General features: G+C 69.3%; 9 protein-coding genes. 6 read left to right on the plus strand and 3 right to left on the minus strand.

Translation table 11 applies throughout. The annotated features are described in order from the left end of the window. Positions 1-49: 49 nt before the first annotated feature. The 4 genes from G6O54_RS22130 to G6O54_RS22145 all read left to right on the plus strand — a co-directional run bounded on the left by G6O54_RS22130 (position 50) and on the right by G6O54_RS22145 (position 2,465). Complete coding sequence (locus G6O54_RS22130) at positions 50-514, plus strand: helix-turn-helix domain-containing protein (protein ID WP_165228118.1); 465 nt, start codon at positions 50-52, stop codon at positions 512-514. Then, entirely contained in the window at positions 511-1,083 is a 573-nt protein-coding gene (locus G6O54_RS22135; protein ID WP_165228120.1) for a PIN domain-containing protein, read from the plus strand. The genes G6O54_RS22130 and G6O54_RS22135 overlap by 4 nt, the downstream gene beginning before the upstream one ends. Before the next feature lie 122 nt (positions 1,084-1,205). Next, the gene (locus G6O54_RS22140; RefSeq protein WP_439650266.1) at positions 1,206-1,577 is read left to right on the plus strand and encodes a glycoside hydrolase family 16 protein; all 372 of its coding nucleotides are present in this window, start codon (positions 1,206-1,208) and stop codon (positions 1,575-1,577) included. 102 nt (positions 1,578-1,679) lie between these two features. Then, the gene (locus G6O54_RS22145; protein ID WP_165228122.1) at positions 1,680-2,465 is read left to right on the plus strand and encodes an EscU/YscU/HrcU family type III secretion system export apparatus switch protein; all 786 of its coding nucleotides are present in this window, start codon (positions 1,680-1,682) and stop codon (positions 2,463-2,465) included. A gap of 43 nt (positions 2,466-2,508) precedes the next feature. Here G6O54_RS22145 and G6O54_RS22150 read toward each other — a convergent pair whose 3' ends face one another. The 3 genes from G6O54_RS22150 to G6O54_RS22160 all read right to left on the minus strand — a co-directional run bounded on the left by G6O54_RS22150 (position 2,509) and on the right by G6O54_RS22160 (position 9,505). Continuing rightward, the gene (locus G6O54_RS22150; RefSeq protein ID WP_165228124.1) at positions 2,509-5,355 is read right to left on the minus strand and encodes a c-type cytochrome domain-containing protein; all 2,847 of its coding nucleotides are present in this window, start codon (positions 5,353-5,355) and stop codon (positions 2,509-2,511) included. Positions 5,356-5,371: 16 nt separating this feature from the next. Then, positions 5,372-7,936: a DUF1553 domain-containing protein gene (locus tag G6O54_RS22155; RefSeq protein ID WP_205678988.1), complete on the minus strand. Its 2,565-nt coding sequence runs from the start codon at positions 7,934-7,936 to the stop codon at positions 5,372-5,374. Positions 7,937-8,128: 192 nt separating this feature from the next. Continuing rightward, positions 8,129-9,505, minus strand: a complete 1,377-nt coding sequence (locus tag G6O54_RS22160) for a DUF1501 domain-containing protein (protein ID WP_165228126.1) — start codon at positions 9,503-9,505, stop codon at positions 8,129-8,131. A 788-nt stretch (positions 9,506-10,293) separates the two neighbouring features. Here G6O54_RS22160 and G6O54_RS22165 point away from each other — a divergent pair. Further along, positions 10,294-10,890 (plus strand): PEP-CTERM sorting domain-containing protein, encoded by a 597-nt coding sequence (locus G6O54_RS22165; RefSeq protein WP_165228128.1) that lies wholly within the window; start codon positions 10,294-10,296, stop codon positions 10,888-10,890. Between the two features lie 508 nt (positions 10,891-11,398). Beyond that, complete coding sequence (locus tag G6O54_RS22170; protein ID WP_165228130.1) at positions 11,399-23,356, plus strand: putative Ig domain-containing protein; 11,958 nt, start codon at positions 11,399-11,401, stop codon at positions 23,354-23,356. Positions 23,357-23,706: the final 350 nt, after the last annotated feature.

Here is a 23,706-nt window from a genome sequence, read left to right on the forward strand (position 1 = left end):
TTTCGCCGTTGTGGCAAGATGCACAGGTCGTCCCGTGGAAAGGCGAGCCATGCCGATCAGCAGACCCGAGATCATCGAACCAGGGCAGTCGGAAGTGCAGATCGCCCGGGAAACGGGGCGAGCATTGGCTTCTCGACTCGAACGGGGTGAGTCTTCGCTCGAATTCCGGGACGCGGGGACGGGTGAGACGCTCACCCTCCCGCCGTCGGCGGAGCGGGCCTTGCTCCAGGTGCTGGAAGAGATGGGGCGAGGGCGAGCGGTCACGGTCACGTCGGTCGCCGCCGAATTATCCACGCAGCAAGCGGCGGACATCCTCAACGTCTCCCGCCCTTATGTGGTCAAGCTGGTGGACGAGGGCACGCTGCCGGCTCGCAAGGTCGGTCCCCACCGCCGGTTGCTGCTGGGCGACGTGGTGGCCTACAAGGATTCGATGTACGCCAGGCAGGTGAAGGCGATGGAGGAGCTGGTGGCCCTGACCGAGGACCTCGGTCTGTACGATGTCGATCCGAAATGAGCCGCGCCCCCGCCGTCATCTGCGACTCATGCATCCTCTTCCCGCCCTCGCTTCGAGACCTCTTCGTCTGGCTGGGGATCACCGGCGCGTGCCGCCCGCGATGGACCGCCGCCATCCACGAAGAGTGGACGCGGAGCGTCCTGGCCGCGCGGACCAACGTTTCGGCCGAGAGCCTCGCCCGGTGTCGCAGCCTGATGGACGCCGCCGTGCCGGACTGCCTGGTGAACGGATATGAGGCGCTCATCCCCTCGCTGACTCTCCCCGATCCGGACGACCGGCATGTGCTGGCCGCGGCGATCCACGCCGGCGTCGAGAACATCGTCACGTTCAACCTGAGAGATTTCCCCGAAGAGCAGACTCGACCGCACGGAGTGATCGCCATTCCTCCGGACGACTTCCTCGTTCGGTTGCTCGATGGGTTCGAGGACGAGGTGTGCCGGGCCGTACAGAGCCAGCGAGCACTCCTCAAGAATCCTCCGAAGACGACGGCGCAACACCTGGCCACGCTTGAGAAGATCGGGCTCATGCAGGCGGCCTCGCTGCTTCGGGCCCACGACGCGAGGCTATAGGCCCAGTCGATTGCGCTCGACCGCCGCGTTCATCTTCCGCACAAAGCCACAGGGCCATTCTGGCTTTCCACCTGACGCTGGGGACCGCCGGCCCGTGGCCCTCCAACGGCGAGATCGACATCATGGAGTATTACCGCGGCACCCTGCTGGCCAACGTGGCCTGGGGCACCGACCGGCGATTCGTCGCCAGGTGGCACACCGTCAAGAAGCCGATCGCCGAGTTCAAGGACCCCGAGTGGTCGAAGGCCTTCCACGTCTGGCGGATGGACTGGGACGACAAGGCGATCCGCCTCTACGTGGACGGCGCGCTGCTCAACGAGACCAGCCTGGCGGGGACCATCAACGGCGACGCGGCCCGCCTCAACCCATTCCAGCATGAGCATTACCTGCTCCTGAACCTGGTCGTCGGCGGCGACAACGGCGGCGACCCGTCGAGGACCGAGTTCCCGGCGCGATACGAGATCGACTACGTGCGCGTCTACCAGAAGCCGTGAGGCCCGGGAGGGATCTGGAACGGGTTCAATGACATGTGTAGGATGTAGGGGAGTTCTCCTGATACCGCATCATCGAGACAGGGGCCTGGGACGGGGTGAATCATGTCCGGCCGACGGATTGCGTTCGATCCGGGCGTGGCCCGGTGCCTCCGATCGCTGGGACGGCAGGCGGTCATGGCGGCGACCTGGCTGATCGTCGTCGGGTACTTCGGGGCGGCGTTCTTCATCCGCGAAGGTCGGCAGCCCTGGGGCGTCCTCGTCGACTTCACCGGCGGATTCGTTTGCGCCGCCGCGATGGCGTGCGGCATGACCCTCGTCCTGGGGTGCAAGCGACGCTGGGGCTTCGAGGTCGTGGCCTCGATCCTGGTCCCGGCTGCGCTCCTGGCTGGAGGTGTCTATCTCTCGTTCTGGCTCGCCCCGCCCCTGGGCCAGGGCCTGCTGGGGGCGACAGGTCGGAGCTTCTTCGAGGCCAGGGATAAGCTCCTCGACGCGATCGTTGAGCTTGCCTGGCTCGCGATGCCGATCGGCGCGGTCTTGGGCGTCGCGATCGGGGGCGTCGCCAGCCTGCTGCTCCTCGCGGGGAGGCGCTGGCCCCACCTCGTCGCAGGCACGGCGATGGGGCTGGTCATCGCCTGCGCGATCACCTCGGCGCATGTCATCGCGTTCAGCCGCCTGATCGATCTCGTCGTGCGGTATCGACTTCACGGGCTCCCGGCCATTTACCTGGCCTGGTACATGAGATTCGCCCAGGCATCGGCCGTGGGCGCGACCGCGGGGGCCGTGGTCGGAGCGGCCGTCGCCTGTGCCGTCCTGTGGTTGGCCGGCCGGTCACGGTCGCGAACCGGCGCGTTGAGCGGCCTCCACCCGTCGATCTCGCCCTCTCCGTAGGACGTCGAAGAGGCCGCCCCGCGGGGATCCGCGGCCCTCCGGCTTAGCGTCCGCTCGCCTCTGCCGTCTGCGTCCGTCGGCCCTTGACGCGGAGCAGGACCGGGCTGCTGGACAGGCCGCCCTCGGCGGACGTCGTCAGGTGGAAGGGGCGGAGTTGGTCGGGGGTGTCGCGGTCGGCGGTGACGAAGAAGGTGCGCTCCTTCTGGTTCTCGAGGACGAGCAGGCCGTTGAGGCCGAGGTTGTCGACGATGACGCCGAAGGGAAGGTTGCGGCCGGCGCCCGTGGTGCCGAAGGGGACCTGGCCCTCGTAGCCGAGGCGCTCGACCCGGACGGACAGGGTGATCGTCCGGCCGGCCTCGACCTCGAACTCGGGGAGGTCGCCCGGGCCCGGCGTGGCCGCGACGGGTTTGGGGCCGCCCTCGGCGGGGCCGATGGTGACCTTGATCTTGGCCGCGGGGGCCAGCTTGATCGCGCCCAGGTTGTTCACGTCGTGGGTCAGGTCGCGACCGCCGATCTGCGCGGTGGCCCGGACGGTGTTCTTCCTCGCGGCCTCGGGCGGTGGCGGGGTCGCCTTCGCGTCGGCCATGAGGACGCCGAGGGCCTCGACCTGCCCGGGCTCGATGACCAGCGGCGTGGACGCGCGGAAGCCCGGGGGGAGGTTCGCGACGTCGACGCGGATCGGGCCGTCGAAGCCGTCGATCCGCCGGGCCGTGACCTTGAACTCCTTGGCGCCGCCGGGGCTGACGGCAAGGTCGGCCCCGGTGAGGGTGACCGCGAAGTCGGGGCGGCTCGGGCGGGCGGTCAGCTTGTATTGGAAGTCCGGGCCCTGGAGGTTGCGGACGTCGCGGAGCTTCACGAGGTACTCGCCGTCCGCCGGCGCCGTGAAGGTGAGCCGCGAGTCCTTGCCGAGCTCGCGGCGGGCGTCGTCGTCGTTCTCGTAGTCGAGCGTGAAGACCGGCAGGCCGCTGGGCACGAGCTTCGTGCCGGGCGGATGGGGCTCGACGATGTAGCAGGGCTCGCCGAGCGCGTGGGCCAGGGGCGTCGTGTCGAAGTAGCCCCAGCGGTTCCCCTGGCCGGGGTAGACGACGAATCCGGAATCGGGGCCGCGGGGGTAGAGCCAGAGCTTGACGATCTCGCCATTCGCATACAGGTACTCGTTCAGCCGCATCTCCTCCCAGTTGAAGACGCGGAAGTCGTCCGTCTCCGCGTCGTCCTTGCCGCGGAAGGTGAAGTAGGAGTCGCGGACGGCCTGGAGGAGGGCCCGCGGCACCCGCCTGCCGCTCGCGTCGAGGACCTCCAGGAACGAGTCGAGCCGGGACTTGGACCGGGCCGCGTCCACCTCGAAGACCCAGGATTCGCCGGCCCTGGCATGGAACCGGAAGAGGTCGGAGTCCGCCCCGCCCGCCCGGCCGTCGATCGCGCCGGCGACCCGCGCGGGGAGCGTCAGCGCGTTGGCCGCGGCGGGCTCGTCGTTCGGCTCGTGCTCGACGTGCTCGGTCATCGGCCGGGCCGCGGGCGTGGCGGCCGGATCGGTCGCGGCCGGGACGGCGGCCGACCCCGATGCCCCCGCGTCCGGCGCGGGGAGGGGGAGGTCGTACGACGCGATCGAGCCGTCCATGCGTCCGACCACGAACGACCTGCCGCCGGGCGCGAACGCCAGGGCCGCGGCGACGTCGGGCTGGCCGGCCCAGAGCCTGGTCTCGGTGAAGTCGCCGGCGCGCCAGGCCTTGATCGTCCGGTCCTCGGCCAGCGAGACGAGCGCGGAGCCATCCGGCGTGAACGCCAGGCGGACGATCGCGGCCTCGTGGGCGAAGCGGGCGATCTCCATCGGGTTGATCGCGGGGCCGTCGCGCGAGACGAACCGCCAGACGCGGATGTTGTTGTCGGCGCCGCCGGCCACGATGAAGTTCCCGTCGGGGCTGAAGGTGCAGGCGTACTCGGCCTTGAGCGGCTGCGGCAGGGTGTCCAGGCGGAGGCCGTCGCGGACCCGCCAGACCTTGCAGGTGTCGTCGCCGCTGGCGCTCACCAGGGTGCGGCCGTCGGGGCTGAACGCCACGTCGTAGACGGCGCCGGTGTGCCCTTCCAGCGTCCGCAGCAGGGCGCCGGTGGACGCGTCCCGGAGCTCGATCTTCCGGTCGTAGCCGCAGGTGGCCAGGGTGGTCCCGTCGGGCGAGAGCTCGGCGTCGTAGAGGATGTCGCGGTGGCCCTCGAAGCTCCTCACGAGCTTGCCCGTGGCGACGTCCCAGATCGCGGCGACGCCCCCGAGCCCGGCGACGCCCGAGGCCGTGACCAGGCGCGAGCCGTCGGGGGTGAAATGGAGCGCCGTGACCTTGCCGGGGGACGGGCCGAGCGTCCGCCCGGGGGCCCCGTCGCGGGGGGCGCCCGGGGCGTACAGGCCCACCTCGGCGTCGCGCGCGACGGCCAGCCAGCGGCCGTCGGCGGAGGCGTCGATCGCGAGGACGGGGCGGGTCCGCGAGTGCCCGGGGACCTTCGGGACGATCAGCGCCAGCCGGTCCGGCTCCTGCCCCTTCGGCCCGCTCGCTCCGGCCTCGATCCAGGCCTCGAGGATGGCGATCTCCTCGGCGGTCGGGCGGGGCTCGTCCTTGGGGGGCATCTTCGGCTTCGAGGCGCCGGTCAGGACGCGGACGACCAGGCTCCCCTTCGGGTCGCCCGGCAGGAGCGCGGGGCCGTGGGGCGTGCCCCGGCGGAGCGCGGCGTAGGACTCGAGCGAGAACTCCCCCTCGCGGTCGTCGTCGTTGTGGCAGCCCGCGCAGTACTTCTTGAGCAGCGGGGCGACCCGCCCGGCGTAATCCGGCGCGGGGGCATCATCGGCCGCGACCGCGGCCGGGTTCGCGGCGAACAGGCTCGCGAGGAGGATCAGGCTCGACATCGGCGGGTCTCCCCCGTCAGTGATTGAAGAGGAACTCGCGGCCGCTCATCAGGCCCCAGAACACGTCCTCGACGACGGCCGGCTCGTCCGGGGCGCCCGGGGGCGGCAGCAGGTCGAGCAGGCCGCGGCGCTCGGGCTCGGTCGGGTAGCGCGAGAGGCAGGCCAGGTAGATCTCGTCCACGAGGGCGGCGGCGGACATCCCCTCGCGGCGGAGCCGCCGCAGGGTCTCGGCCCGGCTCCCCTTGGCGCGGAGCTTCTCGTTGAGCGTGTCGCCGTTGGAGAGGTGGAGCACCTGGACCATGGTCGGCTCTCCGGACCGCTCGCACTCGCAGACGATCCGCCGCGGGTTGCGGCCGAAGGCCTGGAGGAAGTAGCTCTCCACCGCGGCGTCGTAGAGCTGCACGGCGCGCGTGCCCAGCGGGTAGAAGTCGGTCTTCTGGACGTCGCCGCCCGGGAAGGCGATCGCGTCGAACCGCGTCGGCACGCCGGTCACCTGGACGATCGCGTCGTGGAGCACCTCGGCCGTCATCCGCCGGGGATAGTACCGCGAATAGAACCGGCGGTCCGCCACGTTGCCGGCCAGCGGCCGGCTCGTCCGCTGGTAGGCGTTCGACCGGAGGATGGCCCGCATCAGGGCCTTCAGGTCGAACGCGTGGTCCACCAGGAACTTCGCCGAGGCCGAGAGCAGGGCCTCGTTCGAGGCCGGGTTGGAGGCCCGCATGTCGTCCACCTTCTCGACCAGCCCCACGCCGAAGAAATTGGCCCAGACGCGGTTGGCGATCGAGCGGGCGAAATAGGGGTTCTCCGCCGCGGTCAGCCAGCGGGCCAGGACGATCCGCCGGTCGGCCGGGTCGTCGAAGGCGAGCGGCGGGGCATCCAGCGGGGCCGGCGGCTGGGGCTTGCCGGTCCTCGGCTGGACGAGCTCCCCGGAGCTCGCCGCGTAGATCGTCCGGCGGCCGTCGCCGTTGCGACCCTCGCCGCCCCAGCCCTTGGCCCGGACCCGCGCGAACAGGCTGGCCATCCCGTAATACTGGTCGTTGGTCCATTTCTCGAGCGGGTGGTCGTGGCAGCGGGCGCAGCCGATCGAGAGCCCGAGGAACGCCTGGCTGACGTTCTCGGTCATGTCCTCGGGGGACTGGCTGAGTGCGTAGAAGTTGGTGGGGCCGGTTTCGACGCTCTCGCCGGTGGCCGTGACGATCGCGCGGACGAACTTGTCCCAGGGCGTGTTGTCGGCCACCTGCTGGTGGATCCAGCGGTAGTAGGTCTTGAGGGCCTCCGGCCGGAGCCTCGTGCCGTTGAGCATCAGCAGGTCCGACCACTTGTAGGTCCAGTAGTCGGCGAACTCCGGCCGGGCGAGGAGGGCGTCGATCAGGGCGTCGCGGCGGCCGGGCGAGCCGTCCGCCAGGAAGGCCCGCGCCTCGTCCGCGGCGGGGATCCGGCCGATCGTGTCGACGTACGCCCGCCGCACGAACTCGGCGTCGGAGCAGGCGGGGGACGCCGGCAGGTTGAGCCGCGCGAGCTGCCCGTCGATCTGCTCGTCGATGAAGTCCCTGGGCTTCCGCGCGTCGGCGACCTCGCCGGGCCGGGCGGGCCGGGCCTCGTAGGGGACGGTGACCCGCGCGATGGCCAGCCGGCTGGCGTACCAGGCGACGATGGCCCCCTCGCCGGGCCCGATCACCTGGGCCTTGCCGTCGTCGTCGACCCGGCAGACCGATTCGTCGGCCGAGGACCAGCGGGCCAGGCGGGTGACGTCCTCCTCCCGCCCGTCCGCGTAGTAGGCGCGGGCCAGGAGCTGCTGCGACGCCCCGACGCGCTGGACCACGCGGCCCGGCAGGACCTCGATCCGCGTCACCCTCGGGTCGGCCTCCCCGGGGGGCGGCGTGCCCCGGCCGATCCATTCGGCCAGGACCCGGTATTCCGGCGACGTGGGGGCGAGCCGGATGCCCCCCTTGTGGGCGATCGCCCCGGAGGGCTTGGCCAGGAAGAGGCTCCGGCCCGGGTCGGCGAGCTCGACCCGCCGGCCGCGGTCCTGCTTGACGATGTTGAAGAAGTCCGACGGCGGGTCGTAGCCCCGGAGCGAGAGCCGGAACCCCCCCTTCCCCGCGAGCGCCCCGTGGCAGGCCCCCGCGTTGCAGCCGAGCTTCGCCAGGATCGGCTCGACGTCGTTGCGGAAGCTCGGGGCGACGGCCAGGCCCTGCCCGCGGACGGTCACCTTGCAGGAGGCGGACCGGCCGCCGGCCCGCGCCGTGATCGTGGCCTCGCCGTCCCCCACGGCCGTCACCAGGCCGTCGCCGGAGACCGCGGCGACGCCCGGGGCGCTCGAGGCCCACGCGACGCTCGAGGCCACCTGCCGCCCGGCCTCGCCCGCTTCGAGCTCGTGGACGATCAATCGCTGGCTCGCCCTCGGCGTCCCCAGCGTGAACCCCGACGGCAGCACCGCCAGGCCCTCCGCCTCGCCCGCGCGGGCGGGTACGGCGAGGGCGAGGGAGGCCGCCAGGATGCACGGCAGGAGGAGCATGTCGCGGAACGTCCTGAGCATGGCGTGGCCTCTCGCGGTTGCGGCGTCCCGGGTCAGTCCCATGACCTCATCATCCCGCAACTCGACACGGTCGAAGGGGAGTGCCTGATTCGCTTCCCCCCTTACAAAGGGGGGATTCAGGGGGGTGGATTCGATCGCCGTGGCTGAGACCATTCACCCCCTCCAACTCCCCCTTGGTAAGGGGGAGAGCCTGATATCGCGTCTCTCCTCGCCGGGGTCCCATCCAACACTCGCTCAGAACAGCTCGCGGATCTCGCGATGGCCGAAGTCGACCAGCGGGAACGGGCGGCCGGCGGGGCCGGGGAGCTTGGCCTCGAGGTCCAGGCCGAGGCTGTGGAAGATCGTCGCGGCGATGTCGGCCGGCTCCACCGGGCGGTCCGCCGGCACGGCGCCGATCGGGTCGCTGGCGCCGACCACGCGGCCCCCCTGCACGCCGCCCCCCGCGAAGCCCACCGTGAAGCAGTTGGGCCAGTGGTCGCGGCCGCCGGCCGGGTTCACCCGGGGGGTCCGGCCGAACTCGGCGAGGTTGCAGACCAGCGTCGTGTCGAGCATCCCCCGCTGCGACAGGTCCTCGATCAGGGCGCTGTAGGCCCGGTCGTAGAGCGGGCAGACGATGTCGCGCATCCCCTCGATCGAGGTGAACGGCTTCGAGCCGTGGATGTCCCAGGTGATCTCGTCGAAGACGGTCAAAAACGTGTTGATCGTCACGAACCGCACGCCCCCCTCCACCAGCCGGCGCGCCAGCAGGCAGCACTGGCCGAACCGGGTCATGCCGTAGCGGTCGCGGACGGCCGCGGGCTCCTTCGAGAGGTCGAAGGCGTCGCGCGCCTGCGGGCTCGTCATCAGGCGGAAGGCCGACTGGAAGTTGCCGTCCAGCAGCGCGGCGTCCTCGGACGCCTCGAACGTGGCGACGGCGTCGTCCACGAGTGCCCGGATCTTGCGGCGGCGGTCCAGCCGGACGGTGCCCATCGATTCGGGGGGGAGCAGGTCGGGGACGCGGAACCCGGGCCTGGACGGGTCGGCGTTGAGGGCGAACGGATCCTGCGCCTTGCCGAGGAAGCCGCCGGCCTGGCCGTTGGGCAGGTTGCCGCCGCCGCGGCCCATCAGCTCCGGCAGGACGACGAAGGGGGGCAGATCGGTCCTCCGCCCCTTCAGGTAGCTGACGGCGGACCCGACGTGCGGCGTGTTCACGCCCCCCGCGAAGAGCCGGCCGGTCTGCATCATCTGCCAGCCGGCGTCGTGCACCGCCGCGCCGCCGTGGTGGACCGACCGCACCAGCGAGAACTTGTCCGCGATGGCGGCGTGCTTCGGGAGGATCTCCGAGACCTGGATGGCCGGCGACGCCGTCGCGATCGGCCGGAACGGCCCGCGGATCTCGGCGGGGGCGTCCGGCTTCATGTCCCAGAGGTCCATGCTGCTGGGCGCGCCCAGGTTGAAGATCATGATGCAGGCGCGGTCGTCGGCCCCCCCCTTCACCGCCCCCGCCGCCCGGGCCGCGAACCAGTGCGGCAGCCCGAACCCGATCGCCCCGAGCGTCCCCGCCTGGAGGAAGTCGCGCCGGGTCGCGCCGTCGCACGTCGTGACCCGCCCACGTCCGGTGAACGTCAGCATGGGAGAGCTCCCGTCCAGATCCGTCGTCGCAACCCCGAACCGCCGACCCACCCGCCGACGTCCCACCGTCCCCCCGCAGGATCGAGCACCTGGAATCGGAATGCGGTGGGCATCGTCGGGCGGGCACAAGTCGAGGACGAACCAGCCCATGCGAGGATATGCCCTCGGGGGATGACCCGGCCAGGGGAATGTCCGGCCGCACGAGGATTATTCGTCCAGGCCCCCGCGGTGACCGGACTCAAACGGCCTCGCCGGCCGGCTGCCGCCAGGGGCACGGCGGCGGGCCCGTCTCGGCCTCAGGCCCCGGAGCGGACCGCTCGATCGGACAGATTGAAGATCGTCGTGACCTTTTCGCGCGACCTGCGTGATCCAGAAAATGTATAAGGCCTGACAAAACCGGATGTGGTATGAGTTGTGCGCCCTGGAGTGGTCCCCTCGGTATCGGAGGAGTCCGCCCGATTGGTCAACACTCACATGCCGGGCCGAAGACCTGCCAGAGATCATCTTGCAGAAAAGTGTCCTCCCGTCACGCTGGTTCTTGCAAAAACCAACACTGATCGCCAAGATGTGGCCCATCGTTGCAGGCGTTCTTGCAACTTCTTGTGGCTGATCCCGGCTCCGCCCGATGTTCGCGCCAGTCGGATGGGGTATGCTGGCAAGATTTTCGAGAATCTTCGTTACCTTTTCGTTCGGCAAGCAGGATCATATGTGGACCGATAGTAGATCGGGCCACGTCAACGTCACGACACTTGACTTGAAGTAAGGATGGCTTCATGCGATCGTGTCCCATGGTCATTTTGATAATGTTCATCTTCGGACACGGCGTGTCGACCGTGAAAGCCGAACTGACGCTATCTCTGGCGGCGGAGTCCGCTGACCTGGACCATCTGGCCGTCGGCCAGGCGGTCCGCTTCGACGTGATCCTCTCCGGGCTGGCGCCGGGGGACGCGCTGGCCTATCTGGCGGGGACGGTCACGTTCCCGGGCGGCTTGCTGGGCACCCCCACGGACGTCGCCGCCGGGGCCATCGTCCCCGACCCGACCGGCTTCGTGGGGGCGGGGTTCGACGGCGCGGCGGATGCCTTCTATGACGCGGTCTTCTTCTCGACCACGAACACGCCGATCACGAGCAACGGCGTCTTCTACTCGTTCGAGGTCGTCGTGCTCCAGGTCGGTTCGGGCGTGCTGAGCTTCGACGTCTCGAGCCTGGCGGCGGCCGACGGCTCGAACGATCCGGTGAGCCTGGCGGCCGGCCCCGACCTGCCGTTCACCGTCGTCCGGGCGGTCCCCGAGCCGGCATCCCTGGGGATGGCGATGCTCGGCATCCTGGCCGTCGCGGGGGGCTCGCGGATGAACTCCCGGCGGGGACTGCTGCGCTCGCCCTGATGTCGGAGCGTCGCCGCGTCTGAGCGGGCGATTTCCGGTCCCCTCCCCCTGGCGGGCCCTTCCTCACCTACGAGTGAGGAGGCCAATTCTGGTCCCCTCCCCCCACCGTGGGGGAAGGTTAGGGAGAGGGGGCGACCACCAAGTGACATTCGAGAAATCACCAAATCAAATGGGATTGTCTTGATCTTCAATCCCTCACGCGATCGACGGCCCGCTCAATCCACCCCCCTCTCCCTAACCCTCCCCCACGGTGGGGGGAGGGGACCGGACGCCTTGCCTCGCGCATGGGGCGTGCTGGGTGGCGGAAGGGCCTGACCCGCTCCTGGCAGAAGTGCAGCCTTGCAACGGGAAGAGGAAGCGGGCTCGGCCTCCGCGGCACCGGGCTTCCAGGACAGACACTCATCGAGAGCAGGCACCGAAGATGCGTCATCACCTTCACGACGTTCGGCGGCCCCGCCGCCGCCCTTCCGGACTGCGCCTGGGGATGGAGCGGCTCGAGGACCGGACGATGCTCGACGCGTCGAACGTCTTCGCCCGCTTCCGCGCGGTCGTCCCCGCGACGGGCCAGGCGGCCTCGATCCCGGTGACGCTCTCGCCGGCGGACTTCACCATGCCCGGTAGCCGCGTGGTCGTCGGCTTCCGCGTGGAGTCAGCGGCCGGTGGCCTCGACCCGGCGGCGGTGACGGTCCGGACGGCCTCGGGCGCGGTCGTGTCCCCCACCTACGTGAATGCCGACCTCGGCGGGAAGGCGCAGAGCCTGGCCCTCTTCTCGCTCGGCTTCGCGAGCTATCAGCTCGCCGTCTCGGGCGAGCACGGGACCTCCGGCGAGTTCCGCCTCGATGCCTTCCTCGCCGGTGATGCGGACGGCAACCACGCCATCGACCTGGCGGACGGGGCCCGCATCCGCGCCCTGGATGGGTCGATCGCCGGCGACGGGCGGTATCTCGTCGAGGCTGATGCCAACCTCGACGGCAAGATCTCCTCGTTCGATTACACCCAGTGGCGGTACAACGTCGGCGCCGCGACGCGGATCGCGCCGCTGTCGCTCTCCCTGGGGACGCCGGCCGGCGTCGTGACGCTCCCCTCGGGCTCGCTCGCCACGCGGAACGCGACCGGGCTGCTGCCGGGGCAAACGGCCTCGGGCGCGAGCCTCGCGCTCGAGTCGGGGAGCGACGGCGGGTTCGACGACGGCTCGGCGGTCGCCAATCCCGCCGGCGGCTTCGGGATCGCCTACACGCTCGCGGCCGGCGACAACACGCTCCAGGTCCGGGCGACCGACGGCTTCGGCCAGTCGCAGTCGGCGTCGCTGGGGTTGCTGCTGGACGCCTCCGCGCCGGTCATCCAGCTTTCCACCCCGACGGCGGGGCTCCTCACGCGCACCAATCCGACGTTCGCCGGGAAGGTCACGGACGACCTCACCGGGGTGGCCTCGCTCACGGCCTCGCTGGACGGCGGGCCGGCGACGTCGGTGACCTTCGACGCCTCGGGCAACTTCAGCTTCGCCACCCCCCTGCCCCTCGACCACACGGCCGACGGCGTGCACACGGTCCGCCTGATCGCGACCGACCGCGTCGGCAACGCCTCCGCGGCCCTCGATCGGAGCTTCACGCTCGACACGGCCCCGCCGGTCGTGACCGTGACGAGCCCGACCTCCGGCGCGACGGTGGACCGCGACGTGACGCTGCAAGGCGTGGTCACGGACGTCACGGCGGGCGTGGCCTCGCTCCAGGTCGCGCTCGACGGCGGTGCTTACGCGGCGGTTCCGTTCGACGCCTCCGGGCACTTCGCGGTCGCCGCGGGCCTGGCCGTCGACGGCAGCGCCGATGGCCCGCACACCTTCCACGTCAAGGCGACCGACCTGGCCGGCAACACGTCCGCGGTGACGGACGTGCCGTTCACCCTGAAGACGGCGGCGACGGGCGAGACCCTGACGGAGCGGACCGACTTCGAGCCCGCGATCCGCCGGTCGATCGTCGTCCCGTCGTCGCCGTCGATGCTGACGGTCAAGCTCGCCGGCCCGACGTTCGACACCAGCAGCACGGGGCGGGCGAAGGACGCGTTCGAGGTCGCCCTGGTCGACGCCTCGGGCCGGTCGCTGGTGCCGACGATCGCCGCCGGCCGCGACGCCTTCTTCAACCTCACCGAGGGGCAGGTCGCGGCGGTCGGCGCCTGGGCGAAATGGTCGGGCGACACGATCACCCTGGACCTCTCGCAGGTCACCCCCGGGACGGCGGCGACGCTGATCCTGCGGCTCGTGAACAACGACGGCGACACCACGACCACGGTCCGGATCGCGCAGGTGGCGGTCGGCCCGCTCGTCGGCTCGCCGGTCGGGCCCGGCGGCCAGCCAGCGGCGGCCTCGTCACAGTCGTCCGCCTCGATCGACTTCGCCCACCTCGCCGACGTCTCCGCGAGCGTCCGTCCCGCCTACGGCCGGACCTCGTTCGACGAGGCGGCGAAGGTTCTGTATGCCGACCTGGCGGCGAAGAACTCGGGCTCGTACGCGGTGGAGTCGCCCCTGATCGTCGCGATCGCCCACCTCAGCGACCCGACCGTGCGCGTCCGAGGCGCCGACGGGACGACGCCGGAGGGGCTGCCGTACTTCGACCTCTCCACGCTCGTCTCGGGCGGCCTGCTCGCGCCCGGCGGGACGACGGCCGCGCGGACGATCTCGTTCGCGAACCCCTCGGGCAAGGCATTTACGTATGACCTCGTCTTCCTCGGCCACCTCAACACGCCGCCCGCGTTCACCTCGACGCCCGGCACGGAGGCGGTCGCCGGCAAGCCCTACGCGTACCGGGCCGCGGCCAGCGACACCGAGGGGGATGCCCTGGCCTTCTCGATCGTCTCCGGCCCGGCCGGCCTGGCGATCGACGCGGCCACCGGGCTGGTGACGTGGTCGCCGGCCGCGAACGACGTGGGGACCGCCGACGTGACGATCGCGGTCGCCGACGGCCACGGCGGGACCGCGACCCAGCGGTTCACGCTCGCGACGATCGCCCCGCCGCCGAACCGGCCGCCGGTGTTCACGTCGACGCCGGTGGTCTCGGCGAACGTGGATATCACCACGATGGAGGTCATGTACGGGAGCAGCCGCGATATCCAGGGCGCGAGCCAACTGATCCTGGTTCAGGGCTTCAACTCTTCGACTCCCGTCGTGAAGGCCATCGGGAGCATGGGAGTCGTCGTCGGTGATCTCGCGGGCACAGACGACGGTGTCCTGTACGCCGCGACTTTCGATGGAGTCTACGCGGTCGATACGAAGAACGGGTCGCTGGCGACGCTGGTGGCGGCCCAGATTCGGGGCAATTCCCTGGCCTGGGCCCAGACGAACGTCCTGTACTCGTGGAGCTACGACCGGGCGACGATCAGCAGCTACGACCTCAAGACCCACGCGATTCGCACCGTGGCCTCCTTGTCTGACAGTGGCGCCGACCTGGCCTGGGACCCGACCCAGAATGTGCTCTATGCGGTCAGCCTCTCGGATCGGCTCTACCGTATCGACCCCGCCACGGGTGAGGTCCGGACCATCGGGACGCTCGATCTCGGCGGCCTTGCGCCCTCGATCTCCTTCGATCGAAGCGGCCAGCTCTATACCGGAGGAGGAGCGCAGGGCTCACCCGCCTTCCGGCTCTATCGAACGGACAAGGCGAATGCCTCGTCGACCTTGCTGGCCGACTTCAGTCCGTCGAACCTCGGGTTGTACGGCCTTGGCAATGCGGTGGTGCCCGGCTCATCCGGGATTTCCTATGCTTACCAGGCCAATGCAATCGATCCGGACTCAGACCCGCTCACGTATTCCCTGCCGGAGCACCCCTCGGGGATGATCGTGAATTCGGCGACCGGCCTGATCACGTGGGCTCCCCGGGCCGAGCAGGTCGGGATCAACGAGGTCGTTCTAAACGTCTCTGATGGCCATGGCGGCACGGCGACTCAGGCCTTCTCCATCGACGTCCGGCCCGCGGTGGGGAACCATCCGCCGGCAATTGTGAGCACGCCGCCGACGGAAGTCGTCGTCTCGCCGTCGAGGGTCCTCGCGTCCAGCGATTTCGACTCGGATTCCGAAGGATGGAAGAGCGTCACTCTGAAGTATCCTCAGGCGGGCTCGCCGCCGGCCGTCCTGGGGACATACAACCCGACGTTCGTGGCCACCGGAGGAAGCCCGGGCGGATCGATCCGCATCGACGATCCGGACGGATCGCTGAGCGTCGGCAATACGCAATACTGGTCGGCGTCTTCGAAGTTTCTGGGGGACATGTCGGCGGCCTACGGGGGCATCCTCTCGTTCAGCCTGGCACAGTCACCTACGAACGATCCGTTCTCCCAGGAGGACGTGATCCTCGTCGGTGGAGGGCTCACGCTCGTCTACGACACGTCTTCAAACCCGGCCACGGGATGGACGGGGTACAGCGTTGGCCTCTTCGAGGGCGGCTGGAGGCGTGACAGCCTCTCCGGCCCGGCCGCGACCCGGTCGGACATGCGGACGGTCCTGTCCTCGCTGTCCGCGCTCTACATCCGCGGGGAGTTCCAGCTCGGCCCCGACACCGAATGGTTCGACAGCGTTGCCCTGACGGCTTTCCAGGCCCAGATGGTGTATGACGTCGCCGCGGTCGATCCCGATGGCGACGCGTTGACATACAGCCTCGCCCGGCATCCGCTCGGGATGACGATCGATCCCGCGTCCGGGGAGATCTCGTGGGTGGTGGCGCCGAGCCTGCAAGGGGCCCAGGCGGTCACAGTACGCGTGGACGACGGCCGCGGGGGGTTCGACGAGCAGAGCTTCGCTGTCGACGTGGCCTCGTCGGCCGGGCGGGGAGAGATTCGAGGGACGGCCTTCGAGGACGTTAACGGGAACGGAAGGCGCGACTCATCACCCGTGCTCACCCCGGCCTATTCCGAGGACTTCGAGAGCGCCGCCGCCGGGCCCGAGTGGTCGCTGCGGAAGGTCGACATCACGCCCGGAACCGCTGCGCACAGGGCGGATCGTTTCCTCGGCCAGTTCGGCAACCAGACCCAGACGCTGACCCTCTCCGGCCTGCCGGGGCACGACACCGTCCATGTCGAGTTCGACCTCTACATCATCCGCACCTGGGACGGGAATGGAACGCTCTATCCGGGCCCCGACGTCTGGGACCTGCGCGTCGTCGGCGGGCCGACGCTTCTCCACACGACGTTCCGGTTACCCTATTCGGGAGAGGTGCCGGCGGAGGTCCAGTCCTATCCCGATCCTTATCCCGGCGGCCGCTACCTGGGTGGTACGGGCGCGGCCGAGAATCGAACCCTCGGCTACTCGTGGGGGGGGACGCCGAACCTCGACTCCGTCTATCATCTTTCCTTCGACATCCCCCACACTTCCGGTTCGATCGTCCTGGCGTTCTCCGCCTCGAATCTCCAGGACCTCTCCGACGAGAGCTGGGGGCTCGACAACGTCGTCGTGGCGACATCCCGGATCGTGTCCGAGCCGGCCTTACCCGGCTGGACCGTCTACCTCGACCAGAATGCCAACGGCCGGCGCGACGAGGGGGAGCAATCCACGACGACCGACGCAGACGGCAATTACGCCCTCCGGGGCCTCCTCTCCGGCGTCTACCACGTCGCCATGGAGCCGAAGCCAGGCTGGACGCAGACCAGCCCGACGTCGGGGGCCACGCCCGGTCAATTCGACGTGGAAGTTGGGGCGGGCCAGATCGTCACCGGCATCGACTTCGGCAACATGCGGATCGTGGATCCGGGGCCGAACCGATCCCCGCGGTTTGTCACAACGGCTCCGGCCAGCGCCGCGATCGGCTGGCGCCTGCGCTACGACGCACGCGCCACCGACCCGGATCGGGATCCGCTGACCTATGACCTCGTCGTCAGGCCGGATGGCATGGCCGTGGACCCGGCCTCCGGCATCCTCGTGTGGACTCCGACGGCCGAGCAGATCGGGACGTTCGATGCGATCCTCCGCGTGCAGGACGGGCGGGGCGGCGTTGATCTCCAGGCGATCCGCATCACCGTCCCCGCGCCCAATACCGCGCCGGTCATCACCTCGAGCCCGCGTGGGCCGGCGGCGGTGGGAAGCCTGTATCGGTATGCGGTGAAGGCGATCGATCCGGACCAGGACCCGATCACGTTCCGCCTCGGCATGGCTCCCGACGGGATGACCGTCGATCCGATCACGGGGATCCTGAGCTGGATTCCGACCGAGGAGACCTCATCGCCCGAACTCGTCATGGTGGTGGCCGGCGATGGCCGCGGCGGAGAGGCGCCGCAGTTTTTCTACCTTACTGTCGTGGCCGGGCTGCCCAACGCCGATCCGACGATCACCTCCAGCCCGCCGACCTCCGCGCGGCTCGGAGGCCGGTATGCGTATCGGGTCGAGGCGGACGACCCGAACGGTGACACGCTTACCTATGAGCTAAGCGTGGCCCCCGCCGGGATGACCATCGGCGCGGAAACCGGCCTGGTCGCGTGGGAGCCCCTGCCCGGCCAGTTCGGGCCGAACGACGTGACCGTCCGGGTCCGGGACGGGCGCGGGGGACTCGCCACTCAGGGCTTCACGGTCGAGGTCTCCACGCTGGGCCAGAATCATGCCCCCGCGATCGTCTCAACGCCGATCCTCTCCGGCGTGGCCGGCGCGGCCTACCGCTACGACGCGAAGGCCGACGACTCCGACGGGGACACGGTCGTCTGGAGCCTGGACACCGCTCCGCAGGGTCTGGCCATCGACGCCAGCACGGGCGCCCTGCGATGGACGCCCGGGGCGGCGCAGATCGGCAGCCAGGCCGTCGTGATTCGGGCCACCGATACGCAGGGAGCTTCGTCGACTCAGTCGTTCACGGTCGTCGTCCGCGCCGTCAATTCGCCACCCAACGTCACGTCGGTCCCGTCGACCACAGCCGCGGAGGACCGGGCCTACCGTTATCAGGTCGTGGCGATCGACGCCGATGGCGACCCGTTGAGCTACGCCCTGACGACCTTCCCTTCGGGGATGACGATTGACGCAACCACGGGGCTCATCACATGGACGCCGGTGGCGTCGCAACTGGGGGCCCAGGCGGTCGCCGTTCGGGTCGAGGACGGGCGCGGGGGCGTGGGCACTCAAGCCTTCATCGTTGAGGCCAGGCCGGCCGGGGAGGACCTGCCGCCGATCATCACCTCGACGCCGGGCTATGTCGCGAGCGTCGGCTCGCCGTATCGATATGCGGTCACCGCGAGCGACCCCGAAAATCAGCCGCTGACGTTCTCGCTCCTGACCTTTCCGACGGGGATGACGATCGATGCGGCCACGGGGGTCATCTCGTGGACGCCGACGGCCGGTCAGATGCCGAGCACGACCGTGGTCGTCGCCGCCGAGGACCCGGCCGGCAACGTCGCCGGGCAGAGGTTCACGATCTCCGTCCGGGCCGCGAACCGGGCTCCGTCCATCGCGTCCACGCCCGTCTCCTCGGTCACGGCCGGGCTGACGTACCGCTACGACCTCCGCGCCACCGATCCCGACGGCGACAGCCTCGCGTATCGCCTCGCCTCGGCGCCAGCGGGAATGACCATTGACACGGTCGGGCGAATCACCTGGAAGACGACCGTCGCGAACGTGGGGAAGGTCGCGGCGGAGGTCGTCGTCTCCGACGGTCGCGGCGGCGAGGTGAGCCAGCCGTTCACGCTGACGGTCGCCGCCGACACCGAGGTGCCCATGGTCACGCTTGTGGCTTCGCCCAACCCGACCAATCTTGGGGCGGACGCGACGCTCACCGTCGCCTTCACGGACAACGTGGGCGTGACCGGCCTCAGGCTGATGTTCGACGGCCAGGCCGTGGCCGTGGACTCGTCCGGCCGCGCCACGGTGAAGGCCGCCCGGGTGGGCCTGGTCCCGGCGGTCGCCACGGTCACGGACGCGGCGGGGAACGTCGGGACGGCCTCGGTCCAGGTGTCGGTGATCGACACGACCGACGCCGATGCGCCCATCGCGTCGATCACGTCGCCGGGCGACGATGTGGTGATCACGTCCGCGGTCTCCGTGATCGGCACGGCCTCGGATTCGAAGCTCGTCGAATACACGCTGGAGCTCCAGCCGGTCGACGGCGGCGACGCGGTGGTGATCGCCCGGGGCACCAGCAGCGTGACGGATGGGGTGCTCGGCACGCTCGACCCGGCCCGGTTCGGCAACGATTCGTACATCCTCCGCCTGGTGGCCAGGGATGCCGGCGGGCACACGGCGACCGACGAGCGGCTCGTCAGCTTCGCCGGCGACCTCAAGCTCGGGAACTTCACGCTCTCGTTCGTGGACATGACGGTCCCCGTGTCGGGCATCCCGATCACAGTAGGACGTACCTATGACAGCATGAGCGCTACGAGTCAGGACGACTTCGGCTATGGCTGGCGGCTCGAGGTGAGCAACACAGACCTGCGGACGAGCGTCGGCAAGACGGGCGACGAGGCCGACGGCTTCTTCCGGGCCTTCCGGGACAACACGCGGGTCTATGTCACGCTCCCGGGCGGCAAGCGCGAGGGGTTCACCTTCGCGCCCGCGGGCCGCAGCCTGTTCGTCGCCACCCTCTACACGCCGAAGTTCCAGGCCGATCCCGGCGTGACCGACACGCTCACCGTGTCGAACATCGGCCTGGCGCGGTTCGACGACGGCACCTACGGCGACTTCTACGGCAGCCTCCCCTACAACCCGGCCGACCCCGCCTTCGGCGGGATCTACACGCTGACGACGAAGGAAGGGGTCGTCTACACGATCGACGGCTTCACCGGCAAGCTCCGGACCGTGGCCGACCGCAACGGCAACACGCTGACGTTCACCGACGCGGGCATCGTCAGTTCCGCCGGCAAGGGGGTCGCCTTCGAGCGCGACCCGCAGGGGCGGATCACGGCCGTCGTCGACCCGATGGGGCAGAAGGTGACCTACCGCTACGACGCCGCCGGCAACCTCGTCGCGGTCACGGACCGCGCCGACGCCACGACGCAGTTCACCTATCGGACCGACCGTCCGCACTACCTCGCGTCGGTCATCGACCCACTCGGCCGCACGGGGATTCGGTCCGAGTACGACGACGAGGGCCGGCTCTACCAGGTGATCGACGCCGCGGGCCACGTCGTGAAGACCCTGTACGACCCCACGCATTCCCGCCAGACCGTGTACGATCAGCTCGGCAGCCCGACCATCTACGAGTACGACGACCGCGGAAACATCGTCACCGAGATCGACGCCCTCGGCGGCGTGACGAAGCACACCTACGACGCGAACAACGACGAGCTGACCACCGAGGACCCGCTCCACCACGTCACGACCCGGACCTACGATACCCGGGGCAACGTCCTGACCGAGACCGATGCACTCGGCCACGTCACCCGGATGACCTACGACGGCTTCGGCAACGTTCTGACCGCGACCGACCCCCTCGGCAACACGACCACCACCGCCTACGACACCCGCGGCAACCTGCTGGAGATGCGTGATGCGGCCGGCAAGGTGACCCGGTTCACGTACGACGCGTCGGGCAATCCGCTCTCGATGGCGGATTCGCTCGGGACGCTCTACCAGTTCACGTACGACGCCTCCGGCAACGTGGTGAGCCAGACGGACGCCCTCGGCAACGTCACGATCAGTACCTATGACGCCAACAGCCGGCTGCTCACGACGACCCAGAAGCTGACAACGTCCGCGGGCGTCCGGACGCTGATCACGAAGACCGAGTACGACGATGAGGGCCGGGTCGTCAAGGTGATCGACGCGGCAGGTGGCATCACCAGCACGACTTATAACGCCGCAGGCCAGAGGATCGCGACGGTCGACGCCCTGGGCCGAAAGACCGAGTATCACTACGACGACCGCGGCGAGCTCGTCAGGACGATCCTCCCCGACGGGACCAGCACGACCACCGAGTACGACGCCGCCGGCCATCAGGTCGCCACGATCGATGCGGCCGGGCGTCGCACCGAAATGCACTACGACGCCCTGGGTCGGCTGGTTGAGACCGTCTACGCCGACGCCACGCCCGGTAACGCTGGAGACAACCCGCGGACGAAGACCGAGTATGACGACGCCGGCCGCGTCACGGCCACCCTGGATGAGCTGAGGCATCGCACCCAGTACGAATACGACTCCGAGGGCCGTCAGGTCCTCGTCCGCGACGCCCTGGGCCACGAGACGACGACCGAGTACGACGCCGCCGGCCGCGCCACCAGCATGACCGACGCCCTGGGCCACACGACCCGGTCGACCTTCGACGCCGCCGGCCGGCTCGTAGGGGTCACCTACGCCGACGGCACGACCACCTCGAGCGCGTTCGATGCCCGAGGCCGCCTGGTCGGGCGGACCGATCAGCTCGGCCGGACGACGCGCTACGAGTACGACGCGGCCGATCGGCTGGTCGCCGTCGTCGATGCCCTGGGCCAGCGGACGACGTATGCCTACGACGAGCTCGGTGACCTCGTCGAGCAGACGGACGCGAATGGGCATGCGACGAAGTACGAGTACGACGGCCTCGGTCGACGCACGGCGACGGTCCTGCCCCTCGCCCAGCGGTCGACGACGGAATATGACGCGGTCGGCGCCGTCGCGAGCACGACCGACTTCAACGGCAAGACGACCACCTACGACTACGACCTGCTCGGCCGCCTGACGGCGAAGCATCTCCCGGGCGGCAGCGCTGTCACCATCACCTACACGCCCACCGGCCAGCGGAAGACCGCGACCGACGCCCGGGGGACCACGAGCTACGCCTACGACGAGCGCGACCGGCTCACGTCCCGCACCGACCCCGACGGCACGAAGATCTCATATACGTACGATCTCGCCGGCAACCGGACGTCGGTGAAGATCCCCGCGGGCACGACGACCTACACCTTCGACGCCCTCAATCGCACCGAGACGGTGGCCGGCCCCGGCGGTGGTCTCATCCGGTATACCTACGACGCCATCGGCAACCTGGCGAAGACCGAGCGGCCGAATGGGACCGTCGAGACGCGGACCTACGACGACCTCGGCCGCCTGCTCGCGATCGACGACCGCGCGCCCGGCGGTGCCTTGATCGAGAGCTTCCACTACACCCTCGCCGCCAACGGCCGCCGCGATGCCGTCGTGGAGCAGGATGGCCGCACCGTCGCCTACACGTACGACCTCCTCGACCGCCTGATCGAGGAGCGGATCACGAACGCGGACCACACCACCCGTACCGTCGACTACACGTACGACCCGGTCGGCAATCGCAAGTCCCGCGTGGACTCGGCCGAGGGCGAGACCATTTCCACCTACGACGCCAACGACCGGCTGCTGACCGAGACCCTCGGGCCGAAGGTGACGTACTACATCTACGACGCCAACGGCAACACGCTGTCGAGGAACACCTCGGCCGTCGACCAGGCCCTCTACGAGTGGGACGCCGAGAACCGGATGATCGGCGCCGACGTCACCGACGCCTCGGGCACGAGCCACACCTCCTACGAGTACGACATCGATGGCATCCGCGTCGCCTCGTCGGATGCGTCCGGCGAGACGCGCTACCTGATCGACACCGTCCAGCCGTATGCCCAGGTCCTGGAGGAATACACCTCGGGTGGCGTGATCAAGGTCTCGTACGTCCACGGCAACGACCTCATCTCCCAGGACCGCGCCGGGTCGACGTCGTACTACCACGTCGACGGCCTGGGCAGCACCCGCGCCCTGACGAACGCGAGCGGCATCGTCACCGACCGCTACATCTACGACGCCTTCGGCCGGACCATCGGCCAGGTCGGCAGCACGGGGAACGTGTACCTGTTCGCGGGCGAGCAGCGGGACGCGGCCACGGGCCTGGATTACCTGCGGGCGAGGTACATGAATCCGGCGACGGGGAGGTTCGCGAGTCGGGACACGTTCGAGGGGCTCAGGAGAAATCCAATAACCCTCCACAGATACGTGTACGGCAATCTTAGCCCTACGCAGTTCGTGGACCCAGGCGGACGTTTCGGCCTTGCAGAAGTCATGCTGACGGTGAGCACGATCGGCGTACTCGTTTCTGCTGCCAGGCTGATGGCTATATACAGCCAGCAGGTTCCTCCGCCTCCGAACACGCAACTGACCGTTGGCCAGTGTGCCGTCATCAAACAAATGCTCGCCTATGAAGCTGTTAACGGCACCTGGGAGACCGCTCTCCACTTCAGCAACACCGCCGGTGATACCCCCATGGGACCTGAGTTTGACAACAAGCCGGTGCAAACAGCGGCTGGAGTTATGGATCTGGACTGGTATACCGATGTTATGCTCTTCTCGGGTGGAGCAGCGGGAATTCCCATACCGCTAGGCACTCACATCGCGTATGGGACATACTTTGCCGGCAAGCTCGCCTGGAATACAGGAAGAAAAGCGATTGCACTCTATGAAGGAGTTGAGACACGCGTAGCATGGTGGTTCAGTGATCCGAAAGAGGCCACCGCGCTTCGGGCGTACCTCAATGACTACAAGACGTATGCGTCGTTATTCCCTGTACTGCCACACTAGGATCGACAACGAGGAAGGATAGACAACGAGGACATTCCTATATCGCCAGGAAGGCCAGAGAGTTTGGGACAGCCAACGGGGACATTCCTGGTGCTCTGCCAAGGTTGAGAGTTTCGGTCTTTTCGAGCCGGAAGCGTAAGCGACGGTTGATCCCAAATTTGGAACAGACCGTCGCTTACGCCTCCGGCTCTGAGGGACCCGCGACGGCGACAGGGACCCGCGACGGGGGACCCGCGACGGGGGACCCGCGACGGGGACATTCCTAGGACCCGCGACGGGGACATTCCTTTATCGCCAGGAAAGCTACTGAGCGTTGCGCAAGTGAGATCAAGTTTCTTCCAGTAAGATGG

The organism is Aquisphaera insulae (genome assembly GCF_011064615.1).
Lineage (GTDB): Bacteria > Planctomycetota > Planctomycetia > Isosphaerales > Isosphaeraceae > Aquisphaera > Aquisphaera insulae.

Excerpts from the sequence above, each read along its gene's own strand:
- G6O54_RS22130 (WP_165228118.1), top strand. The coding sequence starts at position 50 with ATGCCGATCAGCAGACCCGAGATCATCGAACCAGGGCAGTCGGAAGTG.
- G6O54_RS22155 (WP_205678988.1), bottom strand. The coding sequence starts at position 7,936 with ATGGGACTGACCCGGGACGCCGCAACCGCGAGAGGCCACGCCATGCTC.
- G6O54_RS22160 (WP_165228126.1), bottom strand. The coding sequence starts at position 9,505 with ATGCTGACGTTCACCGGACGTGGGCGGGTCACGACGTGCGACGGCGCG.
- G6O54_RS22135 (WP_165228120.1), top strand. The coding sequence starts at position 511 with ATGAGCCGCGCCCCCGCCGTCATCTGCGACTCATGCATCCTCTTCCCG.
- G6O54_RS22140 (WP_439650266.1), top strand. The coding sequence starts at position 1,206 with ATGGAGTATTACCGCGGCACCCTGCTGGCCAACGTGGCCTGGGGCACC.
- G6O54_RS22165 (WP_165228128.1), top strand. The coding sequence starts at position 10,294 with ATGGTCATTTTGATAATGTTCATCTTCGGACACGGCGTGTCGACCGTG.
- G6O54_RS22170 (WP_165228130.1), top strand. The coding sequence starts at position 11,399 with ATGCTCGACGCGTCGAACGTCTTCGCCCGCTTCCGCGCGGTCGTCCCC.
- G6O54_RS22145 (WP_165228122.1), top strand. The coding sequence starts at position 1,680 with ATGTCCGGCCGACGGATTGCGTTCGATCCGGGCGTGGCCCGGTGCCTC.
- G6O54_RS22150 (WP_165228124.1), bottom strand. The coding sequence starts at position 5,355 with ATGTCGAGCCTGATCCTCCTCGCGAGCCTGTTCGCCGCGAACCCGGCC.